20 protein-coding genes are annotated in these 21,350 nt (G+C 63.5%); 12 read left to right on the top strand and 8 right to left on the bottom strand.

The window, feature by feature from the left end; translation table 11 throughout:
• The first annotated feature begins 3 nt into the window (after nucleotides 1-3).
• Genes AC2FML_RS14235 through AC2FML_RS14220 form a run of 4 tightly spaced genes read left to right on the top strand, consistent with a single transcriptional unit; the run spans nucleotide 4 to nucleotide 3,569 of the window.
• Entirely contained in the window at nucleotides 4-813 is an 810-nt protein-coding gene (locus tag AC2FML_RS14235; protein WP_170341161.1) for a CbbQ/NirQ/NorQ/GpvN family protein, read from the top strand.
• Between the two features lie 8 nt (nucleotides 814-821).
• The gene (locus AC2FML_RS14230; protein ID WP_496783687.1) at nucleotides 822-2,744 is read left to right on the top strand and encodes a nitric oxide reductase activation protein NorD; all 1,923 of its coding nucleotides are present in this window, start codon (nucleotides 822-824) and stop codon (nucleotides 2,742-2,744) included.
• A complete protein-coding gene (locus AC2FML_RS14225; protein WP_496783686.1) occupies nucleotides 2,741-3,289 on the top strand; it encodes a cytochrome c oxidase subunit 3 in 549 nt (182 codons plus the stop codon). The genes AC2FML_RS14230 and AC2FML_RS14225 overlap by 4 nt, the downstream gene beginning before the upstream one ends.
• Nucleotides 3,290-3,293: 4 nt before the next feature.
• The gene (locus tag AC2FML_RS14220; RefSeq protein ID WP_496783685.1) at nucleotides 3,294-3,569 is read left to right on the top strand and encodes a cytochrome C oxidase subunit IV family protein; all 276 of its coding nucleotides are present in this window, start codon (nucleotides 3,294-3,296) and stop codon (nucleotides 3,567-3,569) included.
• Between the two features lie 58 nt (nucleotides 3,570-3,627).
• Here the strand turns inward: AC2FML_RS14220 and hemA are convergent, their stop codons facing one another.
• Nucleotides 3,628-4,851 (bottom strand): 5-aminolevulinate synthase, encoded by a 1,224-nt coding sequence (gene hemA, locus AC2FML_RS14215; RefSeq protein ID WP_496783684.1) that lies wholly within the window; start codon nucleotides 4,849-4,851, stop codon nucleotides 3,628-3,630.
• 179 nt (nucleotides 4,852-5,030) lie between these two features.
• Between hemA and AC2FML_RS14210 the strand changes: the two genes are divergently transcribed.
• Nucleotides 5,031-5,732 carry a Crp/Fnr family transcriptional regulator gene (locus tag AC2FML_RS14210; RefSeq protein WP_170359769.1) on the top strand — a complete coding sequence of 234 codons (702 nt, stop codon included), beginning with the start codon at nucleotides 5,031-5,033 and terminating at the stop codon, nucleotides 5,730-5,732.
• Between the two features lie 10 nt (nucleotides 5,733-5,742).
• Here the strand turns inward: AC2FML_RS14210 and AC2FML_RS14205 are convergent, their stop codons facing one another.
• The 6 genes from AC2FML_RS14205 to AC2FML_RS14180 form a co-directional block, all read right to left on the bottom strand.
• Entirely contained in the window at nucleotides 5,743-6,738 is a 996-nt protein-coding gene (locus tag AC2FML_RS14205; RefSeq protein WP_496783683.1) for an ABC transporter ATP-binding protein, read from the bottom strand.
• A gap of 1 nt (nucleotide 6,739) precedes the next feature.
• Nucleotides 6,740-7,768 carry a Gfo/Idh/MocA family protein gene (locus tag AC2FML_RS14200; RefSeq protein WP_496783682.1) on the bottom strand — a complete coding sequence of 343 codons (1,029 nt, stop codon included), beginning with the start codon at nucleotides 7,766-7,768 and terminating at the stop codon, nucleotides 6,740-6,742.
• On the bottom strand, nucleotides 7,765-8,604 hold the full coding sequence (locus AC2FML_RS14195; protein WP_170341791.1) for a carbohydrate ABC transporter permease: 840 nt from the start codon (nucleotides 8,602-8,604) through the stop codon (nucleotides 7,765-7,767). Before AC2FML_RS14195 ends, AC2FML_RS14200 begins: the two co-directional genes overlap by 4 nt.
• Nucleotides 8,605-8,618: 14 nt before the next feature.
• Nucleotides 8,619-9,533, bottom strand: coding sequence for a carbohydrate ABC transporter permease (locus AC2FML_RS14190; RefSeq protein ID WP_496783681.1), 915 nt, complete (start codon nucleotides 9,531-9,533; stop codon nucleotides 8,619-8,621).
• 68 nt (nucleotides 9,534-9,601) lie between these two features.
• On the bottom strand, nucleotides 9,602-10,852 hold the full coding sequence (locus AC2FML_RS14185; protein WP_496783680.1) for an ABC transporter substrate-binding protein: 1,251 nt from the start codon (nucleotides 10,850-10,852) through the stop codon (nucleotides 9,602-9,604).
• A 32-nt stretch (nucleotides 10,853-10,884) separates the two neighbouring features.
• Nucleotides 10,885-11,778: an N-acetylmuramic acid 6-phosphate etherase gene (locus AC2FML_RS14180; RefSeq protein ID WP_496783679.1), complete on the bottom strand. Its 894-nt coding sequence runs from the start codon at nucleotides 11,776-11,778 to the stop codon at nucleotides 10,885-10,887.
• Between the two features lie 157 nt (nucleotides 11,779-11,935).
• Between AC2FML_RS14180 and AC2FML_RS14175 the strand changes: the two genes are divergently transcribed.
• From AC2FML_RS14175 to AC2FML_RS14145, 7 genes are all read left to right on the top strand, one after another.
• Nucleotides 11,936-12,823, top strand: a complete 888-nt coding sequence (locus AC2FML_RS14175) for a glucosamine kinase nucleotide-binding domain-containing protein (RefSeq protein ID WP_496783678.1) — start codon at nucleotides 11,936-11,938, stop codon at nucleotides 12,821-12,823.
• Nucleotides 12,820-13,587 carry a GntR family transcriptional regulator gene (locus tag AC2FML_RS14170; protein ID WP_170367411.1) on the top strand — a complete coding sequence of 256 codons (768 nt, stop codon included), beginning with the start codon at nucleotides 12,820-12,822 and terminating at the stop codon, nucleotides 13,585-13,587. The genes AC2FML_RS14175 and AC2FML_RS14170 overlap by 4 nt, the downstream gene beginning before the upstream one ends.
• Before the next feature lie 8 nt (nucleotides 13,588-13,595).
• Nucleotides 13,596-14,627, top strand: coding sequence for an SIS domain-containing protein (locus AC2FML_RS14165; protein WP_496783677.1), 1,032 nt, complete (start codon nucleotides 13,596-13,598; stop codon nucleotides 14,625-14,627).
• Nucleotides 14,624-15,775, top strand: coding sequence for an N-acetylglucosamine-6-phosphate deacetylase (nagA, locus tag AC2FML_RS14160; RefSeq protein WP_496783676.1), 1,152 nt, complete (start codon nucleotides 14,624-14,626; stop codon nucleotides 15,773-15,775). Before AC2FML_RS14165 ends, nagA begins: the two co-directional genes overlap by 4 nt.
• A gap of 151 nt (nucleotides 15,776-15,926) precedes the next feature.
• Nucleotides 15,927-16,844, top strand: coding sequence for a dihydrodipicolinate synthase family protein (locus AC2FML_RS14155; RefSeq protein WP_496783675.1), 918 nt, complete (start codon nucleotides 15,927-15,929; stop codon nucleotides 16,842-16,844).
• 3 nt (nucleotides 16,845-16,847) lie between these two features.
• Nucleotides 16,848-18,344, top strand: a complete 1,497-nt coding sequence (locus AC2FML_RS14150) for an aldehyde dehydrogenase (RefSeq protein ID WP_170452747.1) — start codon at nucleotides 16,848-16,850, stop codon at nucleotides 18,342-18,344.
• Entirely contained in the window at nucleotides 18,341-19,681 is a 1,341-nt protein-coding gene (locus AC2FML_RS14145) for an NAD(P)/FAD-dependent oxidoreductase (protein ID WP_496783674.1), read from the top strand. Before AC2FML_RS14150 ends, AC2FML_RS14145 begins: the two co-directional genes overlap by 4 nt.
• A gap of 42 nt (nucleotides 19,682-19,723) precedes the next feature.
• Here the strand turns inward: AC2FML_RS14145 and AC2FML_RS14140 are convergent, their stop codons facing one another.
• Nucleotides 19,724-21,274, bottom strand: coding sequence for a trimethylamine methyltransferase family protein (locus tag AC2FML_RS14140; RefSeq protein WP_496783673.1), 1,551 nt, complete (start codon nucleotides 21,272-21,274; stop codon nucleotides 19,724-19,726).
• Nucleotides 21,275-21,350 lie beyond the last annotated feature (76 nt).

Genomic DNA, 21,350 nt, shown 5'->3' with positions numbered 1-21,350 from the left:
GATATGGACGGCTCCATGAAACTGGGAACGGGGGCGGCAGACGCCCCCTTCTACCTGCCCCAGGGCGACGAATGCGACGTGTTCGCCGCCGCCTATACCAACAAGCTGCCGGTCCTGCTGAAAGGGCCGACAGGTTGCGGCAAGACCCGCTTCGTGTCCCATATGGCCGCCAGTCTGGGTCGGCCGCTCTATACCGTGGCCTGCCACGACGACCTGGCCGCGGCCGACCTGATCGGGCGCTACCTGCTGAAAGGCGGCGAGACCGTTTGGGTCGACGGCCCCCTGACCCGCGCGGTGCGCGAGGGCGCGATCTGCTACCTTGATGAGGTGGTCGAGGCGCGCAAGGACGTGACCGTGGTGCTGCACCCGCTGACCGACGACCGGCGCATCCTGCCGATCGATCGCACCGGAGAAGAGCTTGAGGCCGCGCCCGGCTTCATGCTGGTGGCCTCCTACAACCCCGGCTATCAGAACATTCTGAAAACCCTCAAACCCTCGACCCGGCAACGGTTCATCTCGCTGGAATTCGACTTCCCCTCGCCTCAGATGGAGGCCGAGGTGGTCGCGCAGGAAAGCGGTCTGCCGCTGGAGCGCTGCAAGCCGCTGGTGCGGCTGGCGGGCAAGCTGCGCGGGCTCAAGGGTCAGGACCTCGAGGAAGGCGTATCCACCCGCCTGGTCGTCTATGCCGCGACTCTGATCGCGCAGGGCATGTCCACCGACCGCGCCATCCTTGCCGCCATGATCGAACCTCTGACTGATGACGAGGATATCAAACGCGGGCTCCTCGATCTTGTCACCGCCGTCTTTGGGTGAGGCCGGCGATGGTCAGGATCGACTTTGAGCCATGGGAACCCGAAGAAACCATCGGGAAACTGTGGCACAGCCTTGCCAGCCGCCTTGATGCACCAGAGGTGCACGAAGGAGCCGCGGTCGACCTGTCGCAGGTCGCGGGGCGGCTGGCCGTTCTTTTCCGGGGGTTGGGCGGCAGTCCGGGCGTCGAACTGCGCCCGGTTTCGCCCGAACTCTCGCGCCACCGGCTGGGCTGGCGGCGCAAGCTGGCCACCGAGGCCGAACTGATCCCACGCGCCAGTTTCGACGGCGAGGTCCTGCGCCTGCCCGACCGGCTGGCGGTGTTTCCCGCACGCGAGGCCAATGGCGCGCTGTATGTCTGGCTGGCGGCGGTGGCCGCCCATGCCGGAACCCGCATCGACGAGGACGATCCTTTGCGCGCCGATCTGCGCGCCCTGCAGGCGGCCCGCGCGATGGTCGCCGCAACGCTCGAGGACGCGCCGGGCCTGTGCCCGCTTTACACCGAACTATGCAAGGGCGTGCTGTATCAGCGCAATCTGCCCGGCCTGCCCCCGGCCGAGGCCGCCGTCGAAGACCTGATCCGCCGGATGCTGGGTGATCCGGCGCCCCTGTCCGCCCGCGCCCAGGCCTATGACGCCCTGGGCGACGACGTGGCCGCCCCGCGCGGGTACCAGCCGTTCCGCCCGGTGCCCCTGTGGCCCGAACTGCGCGCGGTCGCCTTTTCCGAACACACCGAGGTCGAAAGCCGCGACACCGACGGCCCACCCGAGGAATCGGGGGAAAAGACCCACCGCGCCCGCCGCCGCAAATCCGACCAGGCCGAGCGGCAGGACAGTCTGATCCTGCACAAGTTCGAGGCGATCCTCAGCTGGGCCGAATTCCTGAACCTCAACCGCCGGATCGACGATGACGACCCGGACAACGCGAAAAAGGCCGCCGACGATCAGGACGAAATCGGGCTGGGCCAGATATCGAAGGCGCCGCCGACGCGGCTGAAGCTGCATCTCGATCTCGCGCCCGAAGACGTGAACCGCGAGCGCCTTTCGGGGCGTGTGCTGTACCCGGAATGGGATGTGCGCACGGGGCAGTATCTGCCCGATCACGTCAACGTTCTGACTTCGGATGCCGAGATTCGCGTGGATGCCGCCGATTTCGGCAAGGACCCGGCCACCGCCCGCCGCATCCGCGCCGTCAAACGCCAGTTCGAGGCGCTGCGTCCCGGCCGCGTGATGACCCGCGGCCATCTGGACGGCGACCAGCTGGATATCGAGGCCGCCGTGCGCAGCGCCGTGGACCGCCGCGCCAATGGCGAGGGCAACGAGCGCGTCTGGATGCAATCCCGCCCCGAGGCGCGCGACCTGGCGGTGTCGATCCTGCTGGATGTCAGCCGCTCGACCGAAAGCGCGGTCGCGGGGCGTGCGGTGATTGACATCGAACGCGAGGCGCTGGCGGCGCTGGCCTGGGGTCTGAACGCCTGCGGCGACGATTTCGCCATCCACGCCTTCAGTTCACTGAAACGCCAGCGGGTCTATGTGCAGCGCTGCAAAAAGTTCAATGAGCCCATGACCGCCACCGTGGAACAGCGTATCGCGTCGCTGCGGCCGGGCCATTACACGCGGCTGGGGGCGGCGATCCGTCATGTCTCGGCCGATCTGGCGGCGCAGGCGCGCAAGCGCCGGCTGTTGCTGGTGATCACCGATGGCAAGCCCAATGATCTGGACCACTACGAGGGCCGCCACGGCATCGAAGACACCTGCATGGCCGTGCGCGAGGCGCGCCGGGCGGGGCAGTCGGTCTTTGGCGTCACCATCGACAAGACCGGCAAAAGCTGGTTCCCGCGCATGTTCGGGCAGGGCGGGTTCGCGGTGATCCCCGACCCCAACCGCCTGACCATGGCCCTGCCGCAGATCTATCGCCAACTGGTCGGCGCATGAGCGATACGTCCTTGATCGACGAGCTGCCCGGCGAGTTACTGATGTGGGTTCTGATCGTCTCGGAACTGTTGGTGTTCGGGGCCGGACTGGTCGCCTTCATGGGTGTCCGCCTGACCGATCCGGCGGGCTTTGCCGAGGCGCAATCACACCTGTACCGTACCGGGGCCGCGCTCAACACGGGGGTTCTGGTCACCTCGGGCTTTCTGGCTGCGCGGGCCCTGCGCTGGCGGCAGGCGGCGCGCCGCGGCGCCGCGCGGCTGGCCCTGATCGGCGCGGCCCTGCTGGGCGTGGTGTTCCTGATCATCAAGGGCGCGGAATATGCCGGCAAGGCCGCGCAGGGCATCAGCTACGAAACCCACCCGTTTTTCCTGTTCTACTACCTTCTCACCGGGTTTCACGCCGCGCATGTGCTGGCCGGGGTCGCCATTCTGCTGCTGGTCGCCTGGCGCGACGATCCCCGCAATATCGAGGCCGGCGGCCAGTTCTGGCACATGGTCGATCTGGTCTGGATCCTGCTGTTTCCGGTGATTTACCTGTTGGGGTGACGCGATGCCGAGGTTTTTCTTTGCCCGATACACCCATGCGGATCGCCTGACCCGCGCCTGGGCCGGCCTGATCGCGCTCAGCCTGGCCTCGGCCCTGCTGACCCTCATGCCCGTAGGGTCCCGACCGGTCGGGGGCGGTATCCTGCTGTTGGCCCTGTTCAAGGCCCGCATCATCCTGGCGCGGTATCTCGACCTTGAACGCAGCCCGGCCTGGCTGCGCGGCTTCACGCTGGTGCTGAGCACCTTTGCGGCACTCATCTTCGCGCTCTATCTGGTCTGAGGCAAAAAGAACCGCCGCGCACAGGGGCACGGCGGCTTGCCAGTTCAGGGACAGAAATCTATTGCGCGGCCATCGGCATCCGGGCGATCTGGCACCGTTGCCACAGCGCCGAGAGCGCGCCGACCAGATGGTCGATATCGGCATCGGTGTGCACGGGTGAGGGCGTGATGCGCAGCCGCTCGGTTCCTTTGGGCACGGTGGGATAGTTGATCGGCTGGATGTAGATGCCGAACTCTTCCAGCAGCGTGTCCGAGATGAACTTGCACTTGACCGGGTCGCCCACCATCACCGGGATGATGTGGCTGGGGTTGGGCAGATGCGGGATGCCCTCGGCGTCGAGCCGGGCGCGCACCTGGGCCACGCGCGCCTTCTGCAGGTCGCGTTCCGCATTCGACTGCTTCAGATGCCGGATCGAGGCCGCCGCACCGGCGGCGATTGCCGGGGGCAGGGCGGTGGTGAAGATGAAGCCGCTGGCAAAGCTGCGCACGAAGTCGCACAGCGCGGCCGACGCGGCGATATAGCCGCCCACCACGCCGAAGGCCTTGCCCAGCGTGCCCTCGATCACGGTCAGACGGTGCATCAGACCCTCGCGCTCGGCGATGCCGCCGCCGCGGGGACCATAGAGGCCGACCGCATGGACCTCGTCCAGATAGGTCATGGCGCCGAATTCATCGGCCAGGTCGCAGATTTCCTTGATCGGCGCGATGTCGCCGTCCATCGAATAGACCGATTCAAAGGCGATCATCTTGGGCGCCTCGGGGTCGGCGGCGGCCAGCTTGGCGCGCAGGTCGTCCAGATCGTTGTGCTTCCAGATCACCTTCTGCGCCCGCGAATGGCGGATGCCCTCGATCATCGAGGCATGGTTCAGCGCGTCCGAGAACACGATCAGGCCGGGGATCTTTGCCGCCAGCGTCCCCAGCGCCGCCCAGTTCGAGACGTAGCCGGATGTGAACAGCAGCGCCGCCTCTTTCCCGTGCAGGTCGGCCAGTTCGTGTTCCAGCAGGACGTGGTCATGGGTGGTGCCGGAAATGTTGCGGGTGCCGCCCGCACCGGCGCCGCAGCGGTCTAGCGCATCATGCATTGCCGCCAGAACCGAGGGGTGTTGGCCCATGCCCAGATAGTCGTTCGAACACCAGATGCGCACGTCCCGTGCCGCCGCGCCATCGGTCTGGCGGGCATTGGGGAAGGCGCCGCATTTGCGCTGCAGATCGATGAAGACACGATAGTTGCCCTCGGCCTTCAGGTCGCTGAGGCTCTGGCTGAAGAAATGCTCGTAATCCATGTCTCGATCTCCCCGGAAAACTGGCTGTTGGCGTGCAGACTATGGGCGCGCGCGCGCCGGGAACATGACAATAGTCAAGCGAGGCCGGGAAAAGGGTGGTGCGCGGCGCGCGGGTTTGGCATAGGCTGGCGCAGGGATGGATGGGTCGGGTTTTCGGCCGGACAAAAGGGGATGCCTTCGTGGCGCATGAAGCACAAAAAGCCATTGCGCGGCAGTCGTTGCTGCTCAAAAGCCTGCCGGATCAGCATGTCGAAACCCTGCTGAGCCACGCGATCTGGCGCCAGTATGACCGTGGCGAGACGATCTTTGTGCAGGAAGAAAGCGCCCAGGCCGTGCATGTGGTGCTGGCCGGATGGGTCAAGCTGTTCCGCATGTCGCCCACCGGGGCTGAGGCCGTAGTCAGCGTCTTTACCCGCGGCGAAAGCTTTGGCGAAGCGGTAGCGCTGCGCAACGTGCCCTATCCGGTTTCGGCCGAGGCGGTCTCGGCCTGCGAGATCATGCACATTCCCAGCCCGGTGCTGATTTCCTTGATGAAGACCGACCCCGAGATCGGGATCTCGATCCTGGCTTCGACCTTCACCCATCTGCATTCGCTGGTGTCCCAGCTGGAACAGCTCAAGGCCCAGACCGGGGCGCAGCGGGTGGCCGAGTTCCTGCTGAACCTGTGTGATTGCGACGAAGGCGCCTGCGAAGTCGAGCTGCCTTATGACAAGATGCTGATCGCCGGGCGTCTGGGCATGAAGCCCGAAAGCCTGAGCCGTGCGTTTTCACGGCTCAAGGCGGTGGGAGTAAAGATCAACCGCAACCACGCGGAAATCTCGAACATTCCGCAGCTGCGAGACTATGCCGACAGCGACCCGGCCGACAATTGGGGGCGCTGAACGCGCCCGGTCAAACCCGCAACCCGTCCTCTCCGAACGTCAGTGCATTGGCCGGATCATAGTCGATGCCGACCTGTGTCCCCGGGGACACCTGATGCTGACCAAAGGCCCGAACGGTAAAAGGCTTTTCGGTACCGATATCGACCAACACGTTGGTATCTGCGCCAAGGTTTTCCACGTGAACGACTGTGCCTGACAGCGGACCCGTCTGCCCAAGGCGAGCGTATTCAGGGCGAATGCCGATAAGTTGCCGGCCAGATCCACCGATCCGATCGGCGGGCACGAAATTCATCGCCGGAGACCCGATGAACTCGGCCACGAACCGGTTGGCGGGGTTGTTGTAAAGCTCCATCGGGCTGCCGATCTGTTCGACTCGGCCGTCCCGCAACACGACGATCTTGTCCGCCAAAGTCATCGCCTCGGTCTGGTCGTGGGTCACGTAGATCATGCTGGCGTCGATCTGGCGGTGCAGGTTTGCGATTTCGACCCGGGTGTTCAGGCGCAACGCGGCATCCAGGTTCGACAGCGGTTCATCGAACAGGAACAGTTTGGGGTTGCGCACGATCGCGCGGCCGATCGCGACGCGCTGGCGCTGACCGCCGGACAACTCGGCCGGGCGACGTTCAAGATAGGGATCCAGCGACAACATGCGGCTGGCTTCGGTGATGCTGCGCGCGATTTCGTCCTTGGGATGCCCGGCCTGCTTCAAGCCCAGTTCCATGTTCCCCCGAACAGTCAGATGCGGATACAGCGCATAAGACTGGAACACCATTGCGATGCCGCGCTTGGCGGGTGGGACCTCGTTGACGGTCTGGCCATCGATTTCGACCGTTCCCGAGGTCGCCTCTTCAAGCCCCGCAATCACGCGCAGCAGGGTGGACTTGCCGCATCCCGAGGGGCCTACAAAGACCACGAATTCGTTTTCCTCGACGGTCAGGTCGATGTTTTTCAGCACGTTTACCTGTCCGAAGGACTTGCACACATTGGTCAGTTTCAGGGCGGTCACGTCACGTCTCCTTCAGGTCGACCGGCTGGCCGGATCGAATGCTTTGGTCGGCGGCAAGGCAGATCCGCAGGGATTGCACCGCGTCATTCATATGGCGGGTCAGGTCGATGTCCTGCGCGATGGTTTGCAGCATGTAGGCTTGTTCGGCGTCGCACAGTTCCTGGTGGCCGGGTTCGCCATCCATCTCGATCATGGTGTCGCCGCTGGCTTTGTGCACCAGAATGCCGCCTACCTTCGTGTGGCCGTCCACATCGTCGGATGCGCCCTTGTTGCCCTCGGTTATGGAAACCGCGCCATTGGGTGAAACGATATCTTTCACGAAGAACGCCGTTTCGGACATCATAGGACCCCAACCAGCCTCGTACCAACCAACCGAGCCATCTTCGAACACCACCTGGAACTGGCCGTAATTGTACATGTCAGGCGCGATCTCATCCGACAAACGTAGGCCCATGCCGTTGACCCGGACGGGCCGGGCATCGGTAATCTGGCACATGACGTCGACGTAATGCACACCGCAGTCCACGATGGGTGAGGTGGTTTGCATCAGCGCCTTGTGCGTCTCCCATGTCGGGCCGTCGGACTGCTGATTCAGGTTCAGGCGAAAGACATAGGGGCCGCCCAGGTCGCGCGCCTCGGATATCAGCCGCATCCAAGAGGGGTGATGCCGAAGGATGTACCCAACCACCAGCTTGCGGTTGGCTTCAGTGGCCTTCTCGACGACACGGCGTGCGTCCGCGACGGTGGTGGCCAAGGGTTTCTCGACGAACACATGCGCACCGGCGTCCATTGCGGCACAGGCATAATCGGCATGGCTGTCGGAATAGGTGGCAATCACGGCCAGATCAGGGTTGGTGTCCGCAAGCGCCGTATGGAAATCGGTGAAGACCGGATACCCCTGCAAATCCGGGTGATCCACTGTCCCGGATCGGTTCACCAGACCCACGATCTGGGCGTCGGGATGGTGATGATGCGCCAGCGCGTGGCTGAGACCCATGTTGCCCAAACCTGCGATCAGAACCCGGATCATTTGACCGCCCCCGAAGTGATCCCGCGGATCAGTTGCCGCGAGAAGATGACATACAGAACCATGACCGGCAGGATCGCCATGCTGAGCGCGGAAAGCACCGCGTTCCAGTCGGTGACGAACTGCCCGATAAAGACCTGGCTACCGAGGGTCAGGGTCTTGGTCTCTTCGGCCGGGGCCAGGATCAGCGGGAACCACAGGTCGTTCCAGATCGGGATCATGTTGAACACGGCTACGGTCGCCATCGCCGGACGCACCAGCGGCAGAACAAGGCGGAAGAAGATGGTGTATTCGCTCAGCCCGTCGATGCGGCCTGCATTCTTGAGGTCGTCGCTGACTTGCCGCATGAACTCGGACAGGATGAATACGGCCAGCGGCAGGCCCTGTGCGGTATAGACGAGGATCAGCGCCATCAGCGTGTTGACCAGACCGGTCGCCACCATCATGTCGAGGATCGCAACCGTGCCGATGCGGATCGGAATCATGATGCCCAATGCAAGGTACAGGCCCATCAGCGTGTTGCCCTTGAACCGGTATTCGCTGAGCGCGAAAGCCGCCATTGCACCGAACAGCAGGATCAGGAACAGCGACACGACGGTGACAATCATCGAATTCTGGAAATACAGGAAGAAGTCGCCCTGTTTCATCACCGTCTGGTATCCGATCATCGAGAACGAGTCGGCATCCGGCAGCGCCAACGGTTCACGGAAGATCGCCTTTCGCGATTTGAAGCTGTTGATCACGATCACGAAGACCGGAAACAGGGCGATCAGGGTATAGAGGATCAGCGCGCCATGCATGGCGGCGATATTGAAGGGGTTTCTGCGGGCTTTGTTCATGCTCTTCGGGCCCCTCAGAACTGATACCGGCGGATGCGGGTCTGGATCAGGAACAGATAGATGCAGACCCCCGTCAGGATGATGGCGAACATGCCCGTTGCGATGGCCGATCCCATATGCGGGTCACCGAGCTGCAATTGGAAGCCGAAGAAGGTTCGGTACATGAACGTGCCAAGGATGTCGGTCGAGAAGTCCGGCCCCGCCAGCGCACCCTGAGATGCGTAGATCAGGTCGAACGCATTGAAATTGCCGACAAATGTCAGGATCGAGATGATGCCGATCGAGGGCAGGATCAGCGGAAGCTTGATCTTCCAGAAGGCGGACATGCCGGTGATGCCTTCGACTTCGGCAGCCTCGAGGATCTCTTCGGGGATCGACAGCAGGGCGGCATAGATCAACATCATCGGAATACCCACGAACTGCCAGACCGAAATCAGGGCCAGCGTGGTCAGCGCGTATTCCTCCTTGCCCAGCCAAGGCGCGAACAGAGATTTGAGTCCGACCGTGGCCAGCATATCGGGGGCGATGCCCCAGATCGGCGACAGGATCAGCTTCCAGGCGAAGCCAACGATCACGAAGGACAGGATCGTCGGGATGAAGATGGCCGAACGGTAAAACGCCGCAAAGCGCAGGCGTGGGTGGCTGAGGATCGCCGCCAGTGCGATCCCGATCGGATTCTGCACCAGCATGTGAATGAAGAAGAACCAGAAATTGTTGCCCAGTGCGTTCCAGAACGCATCCGACCAAATCGGGTCGCCGAACAGGGTGCGGAAGTTGTCCAGGCCTACGAACACACGGGCCTGATCGACCTCGGTGTAAAGCGCCAGCCGCAGCGTGTTGAACAGCGGAAAGACCATGACGGCCGAGTAGACCAGCACTGCGGGTGCCAGAAACACCACGATGTGCCATTTGATCCGGCGATTGCCCATGTTGTTCCTCGAAAGCTCAGGGTGGCTCTGGCCGTCTGGCCAGAGCCGTTTGCGTTACGAAAGACGGGTTACTGGTGCGGGGCGTACCAGCTGGCCAACCCGTCCTGCAGGCGCTTGCCGGCGTCCTCGGGCGATTCCTCGCCCTTGATCACCTGAGCCGAGGCGTTCCATGTCTCGTTCTCAAGGTTGGGCGTTCCACGCGACAGGATCTGATAGGTGGACCGGATGGTCGAGTTGCACTCGTTCCGCCAGCTGACGAATTCCTGTGCCAATGGGTCCTCCATCGCCACATCGAAGCTGGAGAGAGAAAAGAAGCCGGGCAGCGCGTTTGCATAGATCTGCGCGAATTCCTCGGAACCGACCCAGTTCAGGAAGGTGCGTGCCGCATCGGCGTTGGGCGACGCCGCGTTCAGACCAATGGCGATGTCGGTGTGATCCGAGATATAGCACTCGTCCCCGGCGTTCTGGACCGGCGGCTTGAAGGCGCCCATTTCGAATTCGGCCAGGTTGTTGAAGCCGCTGATCTCCCAGCTGCCGGCCGGATAGATGGCGGCGCGGCCCAGCGTGAACAGGTTCTGGCTGTCGGGATAGGTCTGCGCTTCGAACCCGTCGCCCAGATAGGCGCCCCATTTGGCCAGCTGGCGGTAGGGGGCGACCCACGGCTCGTCCGTCAGTTTCTGAGAACCTTCGATCAAGGCGAGGCGACCTTCTTCGCCCTTCCAGTAGTTCGGCCCGATGTTGTTGTAACCCATGGTGGCCGCTTCCCATTGGTCATTGGTGCCCATGGCCAAGGGGATATAGGTGCCGTCTTCCTTGATCTTGTCCAGAACGGCAAAGAACTCGGCTTCGGTTTCCGGAACCGACAGGCCCAGTTCGTCGAACGCGTCCTTGTTGTAGATGAACCCATGGATCACCGAGGCCATCGGCACGCAGAAGGTGGCCGAGCCGTCGTCGGTCTGCCACGCCGATTTGGCGACGTCCGAGAAATTTGCCATGCCTTCCAGGTCAGAAAGATCGGCCAGTTTGCCTGCCTCGTACAGGCCAAGTGAGGTGTCGAAGGGACGGCAGGTAATCAGGTCTCCGGCCGAACCGGCATCCAGTTTGGCATTCAGGGCGGCGTTGTATTCCGCCGGGGCCGATGGGGTGAACTTGATCTTGATGTCGGGATGCTTGGCCTCAAAGGCCGGGATGATCTTTTCCTGCCACAGGGCCAGGTCGTCGTTGCGCCAGCTTTCGATGGTCAGCGTGGTTTCGGCCATTGCCGCACCGGCCAGGGCCGATGACGCCAGCAGCACGGCGGTCAGTGTGGTTGTTCTCATGATGTATTCTCCCTTTTGGTCTTCTTCTTGGTTCAGATCTGGTCCAACGCAGGGCGCAGATGACCGCCCGATGCCGTCAGCAGTTCACTGGCCTGCGCCCGAGTTGCGGCACCGGCGGCCAAAAGTACGGCAAGCTTCAGGTTGCCTTCGGCGCGATCGAGGGCATCAGCGGCGTGCTGAGGTGTGGCGCCGGTTATGTTCCGGATGATTCCTTCTGCACGCTGACGCAGCTTGGCATTGTCGGCGACCACGTTGACCATCATGCCGTCATGCACATGCCCCAACCTGACACCCATGAGGGTCGAGAGCATGTTGAGCGCCGCCTTCTGCGCGGTTGCGGCGCCCAGTCGGGTCGATCCTGCAATGACTTCGGGCGGGGTGTTCAGGCAAATTGCGCAATCGGCGTGCTCGAACAGGGGTGCGTCGGCGTTGTTGGCGATGCAGATGGTTTTGGCGCCGCGGGACTTTGCAATTCCGGCGAAGGTCAACGGGTAGGGCGTGGTGCCGCTGGCGGATATCGCGATCACCGTGTCTGTGGGGCGGAGGTCGGCAGCGGCGATTTCGGCCGTCCGAGTGTCATCTTCGGTGTGGCCCGGCATCTCTGCCCCGGTTGGTATGCCGCCGGCCATGCAGATGGCGATCGAATCTGGCGACAGGCCGAATGTTCCCGGTATTTCCGCCCCATCGGCCAAGCCTATCAGCCCGGACGACCCGGCGGCGGCATAATAGAGCCGCCCGCCGGCGCGGATGGTTTCTGCCATCAATGCCGCACCTTTCGAGATATCCGGAAGGCAGGCATCCAGCCCGTTCAGCGCGGCTTTCTGCGCATCCAACAGCAGGCGCAAAACTTCGGTGTCCGGGCGCAGGTCCAGCCCCTCGGATTCGTCGCGCAGCATTTCGGTTTGCGGCAGCATTTGCGGCGTCATGTGATTCCCCTTTGGCATCAAAGATAATACCTATATAATACCTTTTGTCTACCATTCGTTTTAGATCACCAAATATCCGCTGAAAAGCACGAAAAATCACAACCTCAGCTCATAAGAGATCTTTTTTTCGGCCCAAAGGTATTGTAAAGGTATCTATATGGATGAGTCCCTCCCATATCTCATTGCAATTGACGGTGGCGGTACGCGCTGCCGGTTTGCCATGGCCGGCCCCACCGGGCGGCATGATCTGATTCTGGGAAGCGCCAATGTCTATTCTGATCGTGCGGCGGCTATCTCAACGCTGAATGCCGGGCTGCGGGCTCTGGCCGAGCGTGCTGCGATGCCCGAAGCGGCTTTGACCGGGATTCCGGTCTACGCTGGGTTGGCAGGCGTGACCGACGCGGACACAGGCGCTGAAATCGCACGGCACCTGCCATCGCGCATTGTGCAGGTCGAGGATGACCGCCGCTCGGCCGTGGTTGGGGCGTTGGGGTCAGTCGATGGATGTTTGATCGGGATCGGCACTGGATCGTTCCTGGCGCGGCAAAGCGATGGCGCAATCCGGTTGCTTGGCGGATACGGGGCGCTCATCGGTGATGATGCGTCCGGGTATTGGCTTGGGCAGCAGCTGCTGCGGCGGGTGTTGCTTGCAGCGGACGGAATAGCCCCCGACAGCGCGCTGACACGATCCGTATGCAGACGTTTTGACGAAGACCCGATGCAGATCGTGCGATTTGCGGGGCAGGCGCGGCCAGCCGAAATCGCAGACTTCGCACCCGAAATCATTGCGGCGGCTCAAAAAGGCGATGTGGTGGCCGTGGCCCTGATGCGCGAGGGCGCCGACTATGTCGCTGCAGGGCTTCAGGCCCTTGGTCGAGATGATGCCGAGCCGGTCTGTGCAGTGGGCGGGGTGGCATCGCATTACATCGCCTATCTTTCCGCCGAGGTGCAGAGCGCGATGATCGAACCGGAGGGCTCCGCCCTTGACGGGGCGCTGCAGCTCGCCGCACAGCTGGCCGAGCGCGCCAGATTGGGGGCAGCATGACCGCCGAAACGATCGAAACCTTCCTCAGGACCGGTGACTGGATGCAGCGGGCCGTTGGGCCGCGGTACGTTCGGTTGCGCAAGCGGATCGAAGAGGGCATCGAGAACGGTCTGTTGGCGGAAAGTGCACCGCTGCCGGCCGAACGCGAGATCGCAAACCTGACGGGCCTTTCCCGCGTCACCGTGCGTCGGGCGATGCAGGATCTGGTAGATCGGGGAATCGTCATTCAGCGCCAGGGCTCGGGCAGTTTCGTGGCCGACGGCACGCCTCGGGTCGAGCAATCTCTGTCACGGCTGACCTCGTTCACCGAGGACATGAATCGACGCGGTCTTGAATCCTCAAGCGAGTGGCTTGAGCGCGGCGTGCACACTCCGTCGCCCGAGGAGGTGATGGCGCTGGCCCTGTCCTCGGGCGAAGCGGTTGCGCGCATCTCGCGCCTGCGTATGGCCAATGATCGGCCCATGGCTATCGAACGGGCCTCGCTGCCGATCGACATTCTGCCGCGCCCGCAGGAGGTCGAAGCCTCATTGTACGAAGTCCTGGAACGGGATGGAAACCGGCCGGTACGGGCGCTGCAGCGGATTTCGGCGATCAATCTGGACATCGCCGACGCGGGTTTGCTTGGGGTCGAACCCGGTGCGGCCGGGCTGCGCATCGTTCGAACATCATACCTGTCCAACCGGCGGGTCGTTGAATTCACTCGGTCGATCTATCGCGGCGACGCCTATGATTTTGTCGCCGAGTTGCGGTTGGCCAACAGCTAGGACACATCATGCAACAGCAGATCACCCGGATGCGCCGGGAAATTGATGAAATCCCCGTGGCCGTAGAGCGGCTTTTTAGCCGGGGTCAGGCAGATATTGAGGCGGTCGCCTCGGTTGCCCGCGAACTGGACCCTACATTTGTCGTGACGGTCGCACGCGGGTCTTCCGATCACGTCTGCACCTATCTCAAATACGCCTCGGAAATCCTGTTGGGTGTGCCGGTGGCCTCGGTCGGGCCGTCGATCGGATCGATCTACGACTCGGTTCTCCGCATGCGCCAGGCGATGTGCCTGTCGGTGTCGCAATCCGGCAAAAGCCCCGACATCGTGGCCATGGCTCGCAATGCCCGACGCGACGGCGCATTGACAGTAGCGTTGACCAACGACGCGGCTTCACCGTTGGCCGAAGTCAGCGATCACGCCATAGATATACAGGCGGGCCCCGAACTGAGTGTTGCGGCCACCAAGACATTCGTCACTTCGGCGGTGGCCGGCTTGTGGCTGTTGGCAGAGTGGGGGCAAGATGCGGCGTTGCTGGCGGCGTTGCGCGACCTGCCCGAGCAGCTGGATCAGGCGGCCCGGATCGATTGGCCCGAAGTGCGTGACGCTATCGGTGCTCACCCGTCCTTGTTCACGCTTGGCCGAGGTCAGGCACTGGCCGTATCGAACGAAGCTGCGCTGAAGTTCAAGGAGACCTGCCAGTTGCACGCTGAAAGCTATTCTTCGGCCGAGGTTCTGCACGGGCCGGTGTCCATCGTCGAGGACGGTTTTCCGGTACTCAGCTTTGCAGCGGCAGATGCGGCGGAGCCTGCGTTGGCGGAGGTGGCCGACGCAATCAGCGCCAAGGGTGCCCGTGTCTTTGCGACCACGGACAGGGTTACTGCCGCGACGCGCATTCCGCATGTCCGCACGGGGCATGCTCTGACCGACCCGCTGAGCCTGATCGTCTCCTTCTACGCGATGGTCGAGGCCTTTGCCGCTTCGCGCGGGATCGACCCGGACGCACCGCGGCATCTGAACAAGGTGACGGAAACCGTATGACCAGCGAACTGCAGGCTCTGGCGGGCGCGGACATTCTGACCCCTGCAGGTATCCTGCAGGATCATGCCCTTCTGTTCGCGGAAGGGCGTATCGAGGGCGTGACGCTTGTCTCGGATATTCCTGGCACAGCGAGGGTGTCGCGGCTGGATGGTGGCCTGCTGGTTCCGGGCTTCGTCGATCTGCAGGTCAATGGCGGCGGCGGGGCAATGCTGAACAACGCCCCCGATCTGGACACGCTCCGCACCATGTCGCGGGCGCATGCTCGTATCGGAGCAACGTCGATCTTGCCAACGCTGATCACGGATACGCCTGAGGTCACGCGCCGGGCCATAGCAGCCACGATTGCAGCCGTGAACGAGGGTGTTCCCGGCATCGTCGGGCTTCATCTGGAAGGTCCGCACCTGTCCCAAGCCCGAAAGGGTGCACATGATGCTTCCCTGATCCGACCGATGGAGCCGGCTGATCTGGATTTGTTGCTGGACACAGCCGCGCAGTTGCCGGTTCTCAAGGTTACGGTGGCGCCGGAAAGCGTGACCGATGATCAGATACACGCCATGACCCAAGCGGGGATCGTCGTCTCGCTGGGCCATACGGATGCGAGTTTTGAAACCTGTCAGAAAGCGGCTCAGGCCGGGGCGCGTTGCGTCACACATTTGTTCAATGCTCAGAGCCAGATGGGTAACCGAGAGCCCGGCGTCGTAGGCGCGGCGCTGGCGCTTGGCGAGCTGTCTGCGGGCCTGATCGCTGATGGAATTCACGTCCACCCGGTTTCAGTGCGCAATGCCATCCGGGCAAATAATGGGCCGGGTAGTGTCTTCCTTGTTAGCGACGCGATGGCGACCGCCGGGTCGGATATCGACAGCTTCCTGCTGAACGGACGGCAGATCTTGCGCGACGGCAACCGGTTGACCCTCGCCGATGGAACGCTCGCCGGTGCGCATCTCGAGCTGTTGGACGCGGTTCGCAACGTGGTTGCATTTGCGCAACTGCCTTTGCAAGCTGCTTTCGACATGGCGACCCGGTTGCCTGCGGACTTGATCGGTAGAACAGATCTTGGCCGTTTGGCGGCCGGTGCCAGCGCCAATGTGCTGCATGTCTCCGACCACGGGCTGCTCCAGGTCTGGCAGGAAGGTCACCCACTCAGCTGACGGTTTGCAGGCCGACTTTTGGTCGTCTGATTTTTTCGACATGTCGGACCCTGGGCCGTTCATGTCGGGAATCTACATTGTGCACATCTTGTATTTTTCTTAGCCTTGGTGTCGGGCGCAAGCTTCACGCGTGCCCGGCAAGAGGATTGAGATGACGCCCGTGTTCAGATTTCAGGGGATCTATACCCCCGTGGTGACGCCCTATGCGGATGATTTCAGCGTCGATTGGGATGCGCTGGCCGAGGTGATCGAATACCTGGTCGAGAATGGCGTGCACGGTCTGATCTCGGGCGGTTCCACGGGCGAAAACTATGCCCAGACGGTCGATGAAAGGCTGGAACTGGCGCGTTTTACCCACCAGCGATTGAACGGTCGTCTGCCTTTGGTGGTCGGGACCGGCGCGATGTTGACGCCGGATTCGATCGCGTTGGCCCAAGGCGCGCGCCAGATCGGGGCCGATGCCATCCTGCTGGCCAGCCCGCCCTATTCGGTGCCGACCGACCGGGAAAACGCCCTTAATGCGCTGGCCATCGACAAGGCGGCCGATCTGCCGGTGATGCTGTACAATTATCCGCACCGCACCGGCACGATGATGGGGGCTGAGTTCCTCGACCGTGTGGGACGCAGCCGCAATTTCTGCGGCATCAAGGAAAGCTCGGGCGACATCAACCGTGTACACATGCTGGCGCGGGACTATCCGCATATCCAGCTGGGCTGCGGCATGGACGATCAGGCGCTGGAATTCTTCGCCTGGGGCGCGCCGTTCTGGGTCTGTGGCGGGTCGAATTTTCTGCCGCGCGAGCATGTGGCGCTGTATGAGACCTGCGTGCTGAAGGGCGATTTCGCCAAGGGCCGCCGGATCATGTCGGCGCTGATGCCGTTGATGCGGGTGCTCGAACAGGGCGGCAAGTTCATCCAGACCATCAAGCATGGGGTCACGATGAACGGCATCCCGGCGGGCGCGGTGCGGCCGCCTCTGAAGGGGCTGAACAAGGATGACACGCGCGCGCTGGAACAGGTGACCCGCGTGCTGAAACGCAAGATCGCAGACATCATGGCGGAGGGCTGAGGCATGGGCTTGCTGACACGGGACGAATACGCATCCATCGCCGCCGGGCTGGACCTGCCCACCGGCGCATTCATCGACGGCGGCTATCGCCCGGCGATATCGGGCGCGGTGTTTCCCACCGTGAACCCGGCCACCGGCGCGGTGCTGACCGAGGTCGCGGCCTGCGCCGCCGCCGATGTGGACCTGGCCGTGGAAAAGGCGCGCGAGTCCTTCGATGACGGCCGCTGGTCGCGCCTGCACCCGTCGGCGCGCAAGGATGTGTTGATCCGGCTGGCCAAGCTGATGACCCGCAATGCCCGCGAACTGGCGGTGATGGAGAGCGTCGACAGCGGCAAGACGATCCATGACTGCGAAACCGTCGATGTGCCCGAGGCGATCCACTGCCTGAAATGGCATGCCGAGGCGATCGACAAGATCTATGACCAGGTCGCGCCCGCCAGCGACGACCACATCGCGATGATCCTGCGAGAACCGATCGGGGTGGTGGGGTTGGTGCTGCCGTGGAACTTCCCCCTGCTGATGCTGGCCTGGAAGATCGGCCCGGCGCTGGCGGCCGGGTGCTCGGTTGTTGTGAAGCCGGCGACGGAAACCCCGCTGACCGCCCTGCGTCTGGCCGAACTGGCGGCCGAGGCCGGGCTGCCGCGCGGGGTTCTGAACGTGGTTCCGGGTGGCGGCGCCGAGGTGGGCGAACCCATCGGGCGGCATATGGATGTCGACATGGTGTCCTTCACCGGCTCGACCGTAACGGGCAAGAAATTCCTGTCCTATGCCGCCGAAAGCAACGCCAAGGAAGTGGTGCTGGAGATGGGCGGCAAGAACCCGGCCATCGTGCTGGAGGATGCCGAGAACCTCGACCGGGTTGCCGCCCATGTGGTGAACGGGGCGTTCTGGAACATGGGCGAGAATTGCTCGGCCACGTCGCGCCTGATCGTGCACCGCGCGGTCAAACCCGAGTTGCTGGAGCGCATCGCCCATCACGCCCGCCAGTGGACTGTGGGCGATCCGCTGGACCCTGCAACCCGGCTGGGCGCGCTGGTCAGCAAAGACCATTTCAACAAGGTCTGCGGCTATCTGGACAAGGCACCGTCAGTTCTTCTGGGCGGCAAGGCCGAGAACGGGTTCGTCGAAGCAACCGTGGTCGAGATTCCGGACAATGACGCGCTGCTGGCGCGCGAGGAAATCTTTGGGCCGGTCCTGTCGGTGATCGAGGTCGCGGGGTTCGATGAGGCCATCGCGATGGCCAATGACACGCCATATGGGCTGTGCGCGTCGCTATTCACCGCCAATGCCAAGCGTGCCCTGCGCGGTGCCCGCGCGATCCGGGCCGGAACCGTGACGGTGAACAGCTTTGGCGAGGGCGACATCTCGACCCCGTTCGGCGGCTACAAGCAGTCGGGCTTTGGCGGGCGGGACAACGGGCTGCACGCGCACGACCAGTACACGCAGCTGAAGACGCTGTGGATCGACCTGTCGGATGATGCCGACGAGGCGGTGGATTGACGCGGTTCACCGCTTGCCGCCTGCCGGTGCAGCGCGGCCCGGCGGCGTGGAATGCCCTGCTGGACCCGCAACCTGCCGCGCGTCAGCTTTCGGACAAAATCACCGCAGATTTCACCATCGTGGGCGCAGGCTTTTCCGGCCTGTCTGCGGCGCGGCGTCTGCGGCAGCTGGTTCCCGATGCGCGGATTGTGGTGCTTGAAGCTGGGCGAGTGGCGGAAGGCGCGGCGGGGCGCAACTCGGGCTTCATGATCGATCTGCCGCATGATCTGGCCTCGGACGACTATGCCGGGGCGGGCGATGACCGGGCGATGATCAGGCTGAACCGGCAGGCTATCGCCTTTGCCCGTGCGGCGGTCGAGGAATACGGCATTGACCCCAATTATTTCGATCCGGCGGGCAAGGTGAACGGCGCGGCCAGCCCGGCGGGACATGCGCACAACCAAAGCTATGCCCGCCATCTGGACAGCCTCGGCGAGCGGTCCGAGATGCTGGACCGGCAACAGATGCAGGAACTCACCGGGTCCGGGCACTATGTCTCGGGGTTGTATACGCCGGGCACGGTCATGCTGCAGCCTGCGGGCTATGTGCGCGGGTTGGCGGCGGGTTTGGCGACCGATGGGGTGCAGATATTTGAAAACAGTGCGGTCACGGGGTTCCAGCGCGACGGGGCAGGCTGGCGCGTGCAGACTGCGCAAGGGCAGGTGTCGACCGGTCGGCTGATCCTGTCGGTGAACGGCCATCTGGAAAGTTTCGGGGTGGAGCGTGGCCGGCTGATGCAGCTGTTTCTGTTCGCGGCGATGACGCGAGAACTGGAGGCCGATGCGCTGGCCCGGGTGGGTGGCCAGCCGCGCTGGGGCGTGACTCCGTCCGATCCGATGGGCACCACCATGCGCCGGATCGACACCGGGCAGGGCGGCAACCGGATCATCACCCGCGCCTGCGCCGTGCTGCGCCCGGGCATGGAGGCGCGGGCAGCGGACCTGCGGCGCGCAGCTGCTGTGATGCGGCGCAAATTCGACCGGCGATTTCCGCAGCTGCGGGGCATCGCGATGGAGTACGAATGGGCCGGTCATCTGTGCCTGAGCCTGAACGGCGTCTCTGTCACCCGCGAGATCGAGACCGGCGTTTATTCCGCCTGCGTCCAGAACGGGTTGGGTACCGCGCGCGGCACCCTGACCGGGATCGCCGCGGCCGAAATGGCCTGTGGCGTGCGGTCCGGGATCAGCGAGCATTTCGGAGCCGAGGACCGTCCCAAACGCCTGCCGCCCCGACCGTTGTCTGAGGTCGGCGCCAACATGGTGCTGCGCTGGAAGGAATGGCGCGCGCGCAACGAATGAAAAAGGCCCGCCTGACAGGCAGGCGGGCAAGTGGAGTGTTTCCTAACAGTGCTGGTTCAACTCGTCGGCGGCGGGGATCTCCCGCTCGCGCCGGGCGATGTAGTCGCGCAATGCCTCGTCGGTGGCCGGGTCCAGGCGGGGCTCTTGATACTCGGCCAGCAGCTTGCGGGCGTGGTTCAGGGCGCGCTCGGTGATCTCGACCTCGCCCTCGGCCACCCATTGTTCGATTGAGTTGTTGTCGAACAGTTCGGGCATGAAGAACGCCTCCTGGAAATTGTCCTGCGTGTGCGGATGGCCCAGGTAATGCCCGCCGGGGCCGATATCGGATACGGCCGCAACGGCCTCGTCGAAATCGTGCCACTTCGGGCCCTCGGCCATGCGGTAGGCCATGGCGCATTGCTCGGCATCGACAACGAACTTGGCGGTCGAACAATGCATCCCGGCCTCGTTCCAGCCCGCCGAATGCCAGATATAGTTGGCCCCGGCATGGATCACTGCCGACAGCGTGGTGGCGGATTCATATCCCGCCTGAGCATCGAATGTCTTGGCCCCGCCCAGCGTGTTCGAGCTGCGCCAGGGCACGCCGTAGTGCCGGGCCATCTGGCCGATCATGAAGTTCATCAGGCTGATCTCGGGCGTGCCCGCCATCGGCGCGCCGGATTTCATGCTGACGGTCGAAAGGTAGTGCCCGTAGATCGCGGGACAGCCGCGCCGGATCACCTGCGTATAGGCCAGCGCGCTCAGCGCCTCGGCGTTCAGCTGCGCGACCGTCGCCGGCACGCTGGCCGGCGTGTTGGCCCCGCCCAGCACGAAGGGCGAGCACAGCACCGGCTGGTTGCGGCGGCAGAAGGCGCGCATCGCCCCCAGCATGGTCTCGTCCCAGACCAGCGGCGAGTTGCCGTTGCAGTTGCCGGTGGTGACCGGGTGATCCTCCATGAACTTCTCGCCGAACAGGATCGCGCACATCTCCATCACGTCTTCGGCGTTTTTGGGCGAGGTGGTCATGCCCATGAAGGTCTTGTCGGAATATTTCATCGACGAATAGGTGATGCGCAGGTGGCGCTGGCTGATCGGGTGGTCGTAGGGCTCGACGATGTGGTGAGCCGAGGAATGCAGCGCGGGCAGCATGTGGCTGAGCTTGTGGAACATCGCCAGGTCGTCCAGTGTCGGATTGCGGCGCACGTCCTCCAGATCGCGCAGAAACGGCGCGCCGGTCATCGGCACGAAGATCGCGTGCGGACCGCCCAGGCGCACATTCTTGCGCGGGTCACGGGCGTGATAGATGAAGTCCGAGGGGATCGTCGCGATCAAGTCGCGGACCAGCCCGCGATCAAGATACACCCGCTCACCGTCAACCTTGGCACCGGCCGCCTTCCAGTCGGCCAGCGCAATCGGGTCGCGGAACTGCACGCCAACGTATTCGAGGATGTCCATCGAGGCTGCGTCGATCCGCTCGACCTGTGACCCGTCCATCACTTCGCACAGCGGGATGTTGCGGGTCAGGCCCGGCAACATGTCAAAGCTGGGCGCGGCGCGCAGGGCGCGGCGGGCGGCGCGGCCTCCGGTGCGGACGCGGGTGGCGGTCTGGGTCATTCTGGGCCTCCTTTGACACCAGTCTGACCAGCAACTGGGGGCGCGACCTGCAGGATTGCGAAATACTGTTGCGGAA

The sequence above is a fragment of the Ruegeria sp. BHSC029 genome (assembly GCF_059613085.1).
Note: the sequence above shows the minus strand (reverse complement) of the source record. Positions and strands in the feature narration are given on the sequence as shown.

Bases quoted from the DNA above. Each gene is read 5' to 3' on its own strand.
- AC2FML_RS14200 (WP_496783682.1), bottom strand. From the start codon at position 7,768: ATGATCCGGGTTCTGATCGCAGGTTTGGGCAACATGGGTCTCAGCCAC.
- AC2FML_RS14235 (WP_170341161.1), top strand. From the start codon at position 4: ATGGACGGCTCCATGAAACTGGGAACGGGGGCGGCAGACGCCCCCTTC.
- AC2FML_RS14190 (WP_496783681.1), bottom strand. From the start codon at position 9,533: ATGGGCAATCGCCGGATCAAATGGCACATCGTGGTGTTTCTGGCACCC.
- AC2FML_RS14140 (WP_496783673.1), bottom strand. From the start codon at position 21,274: ATGACCCAGACCGCCACCCGCGTCCGCACCGGAGGCCGCGCCGCCCGC.
- AC2FML_RS14180 (WP_496783679.1), bottom strand. From the start codon at position 11,778: ATGACGCCGCAAATGCTGCCGCAAACCGAAATGCTGCGCGACGAATCC.
- AC2FML_RS14155 (WP_496783675.1), top strand. From the start codon at position 15,927: ATGACGCCCGTGTTCAGATTTCAGGGGATCTATACCCCCGTGGTGACG.
- AC2FML_RS14175 (WP_496783678.1), top strand. From the start codon at position 11,936: ATGGATGAGTCCCTCCCATATCTCATTGCAATTGACGGTGGCGGTACG.
- AC2FML_RS14230 (WP_496783687.1), top strand. From the start codon at position 822: ATGGTCAGGATCGACTTTGAGCCATGGGAACCCGAAGAAACCATCGGG.
- AC2FML_RS14150 (WP_170452747.1), top strand. From the start codon at position 16,848: ATGGGCTTGCTGACACGGGACGAATACGCATCCATCGCCGCCGGGCTG.
- AC2FML_RS14165 (WP_496783677.1), top strand. From the start codon at position 13,596: ATGCAACAGCAGATCACCCGGATGCGCCGGGAAATTGATGAAATCCCC.
- AC2FML_RS14195 (WP_170341791.1), bottom strand. From the start codon at position 8,604: ATGAACAAAGCCCGCAGAAACCCCTTCAATATCGCCGCCATGCATGGC.
- AC2FML_RS14220 (WP_496783685.1), top strand. From the start codon at position 3,294: ATGCCGAGGTTTTTCTTTGCCCGATACACCCATGCGGATCGCCTGACC.
- AC2FML_RS14170 (WP_170367411.1), top strand. From the start codon at position 12,820: ATGACCGCCGAAACGATCGAAACCTTCCTCAGGACCGGTGACTGGATG.
- hemA (WP_496783684.1), bottom strand. From the start codon at position 4,851: ATGGATTACGAGCATTTCTTCAGCCAGAGCCTCAGCGACCTGAAGGCC.
- AC2FML_RS14185 (WP_496783680.1), bottom strand. From the start codon at position 10,852: ATGAGAACAACCACACTGACCGCCGTGCTGCTGGCGTCATCGGCCCTG.
- AC2FML_RS14225 (WP_496783686.1), top strand. From the start codon at position 2,741: ATGAGCGATACGTCCTTGATCGACGAGCTGCCCGGCGAGTTACTGATG.
- nagA (WP_496783676.1), top strand. From the start codon at position 14,624: ATGACCAGCGAACTGCAGGCTCTGGCGGGCGCGGACATTCTGACCCCT.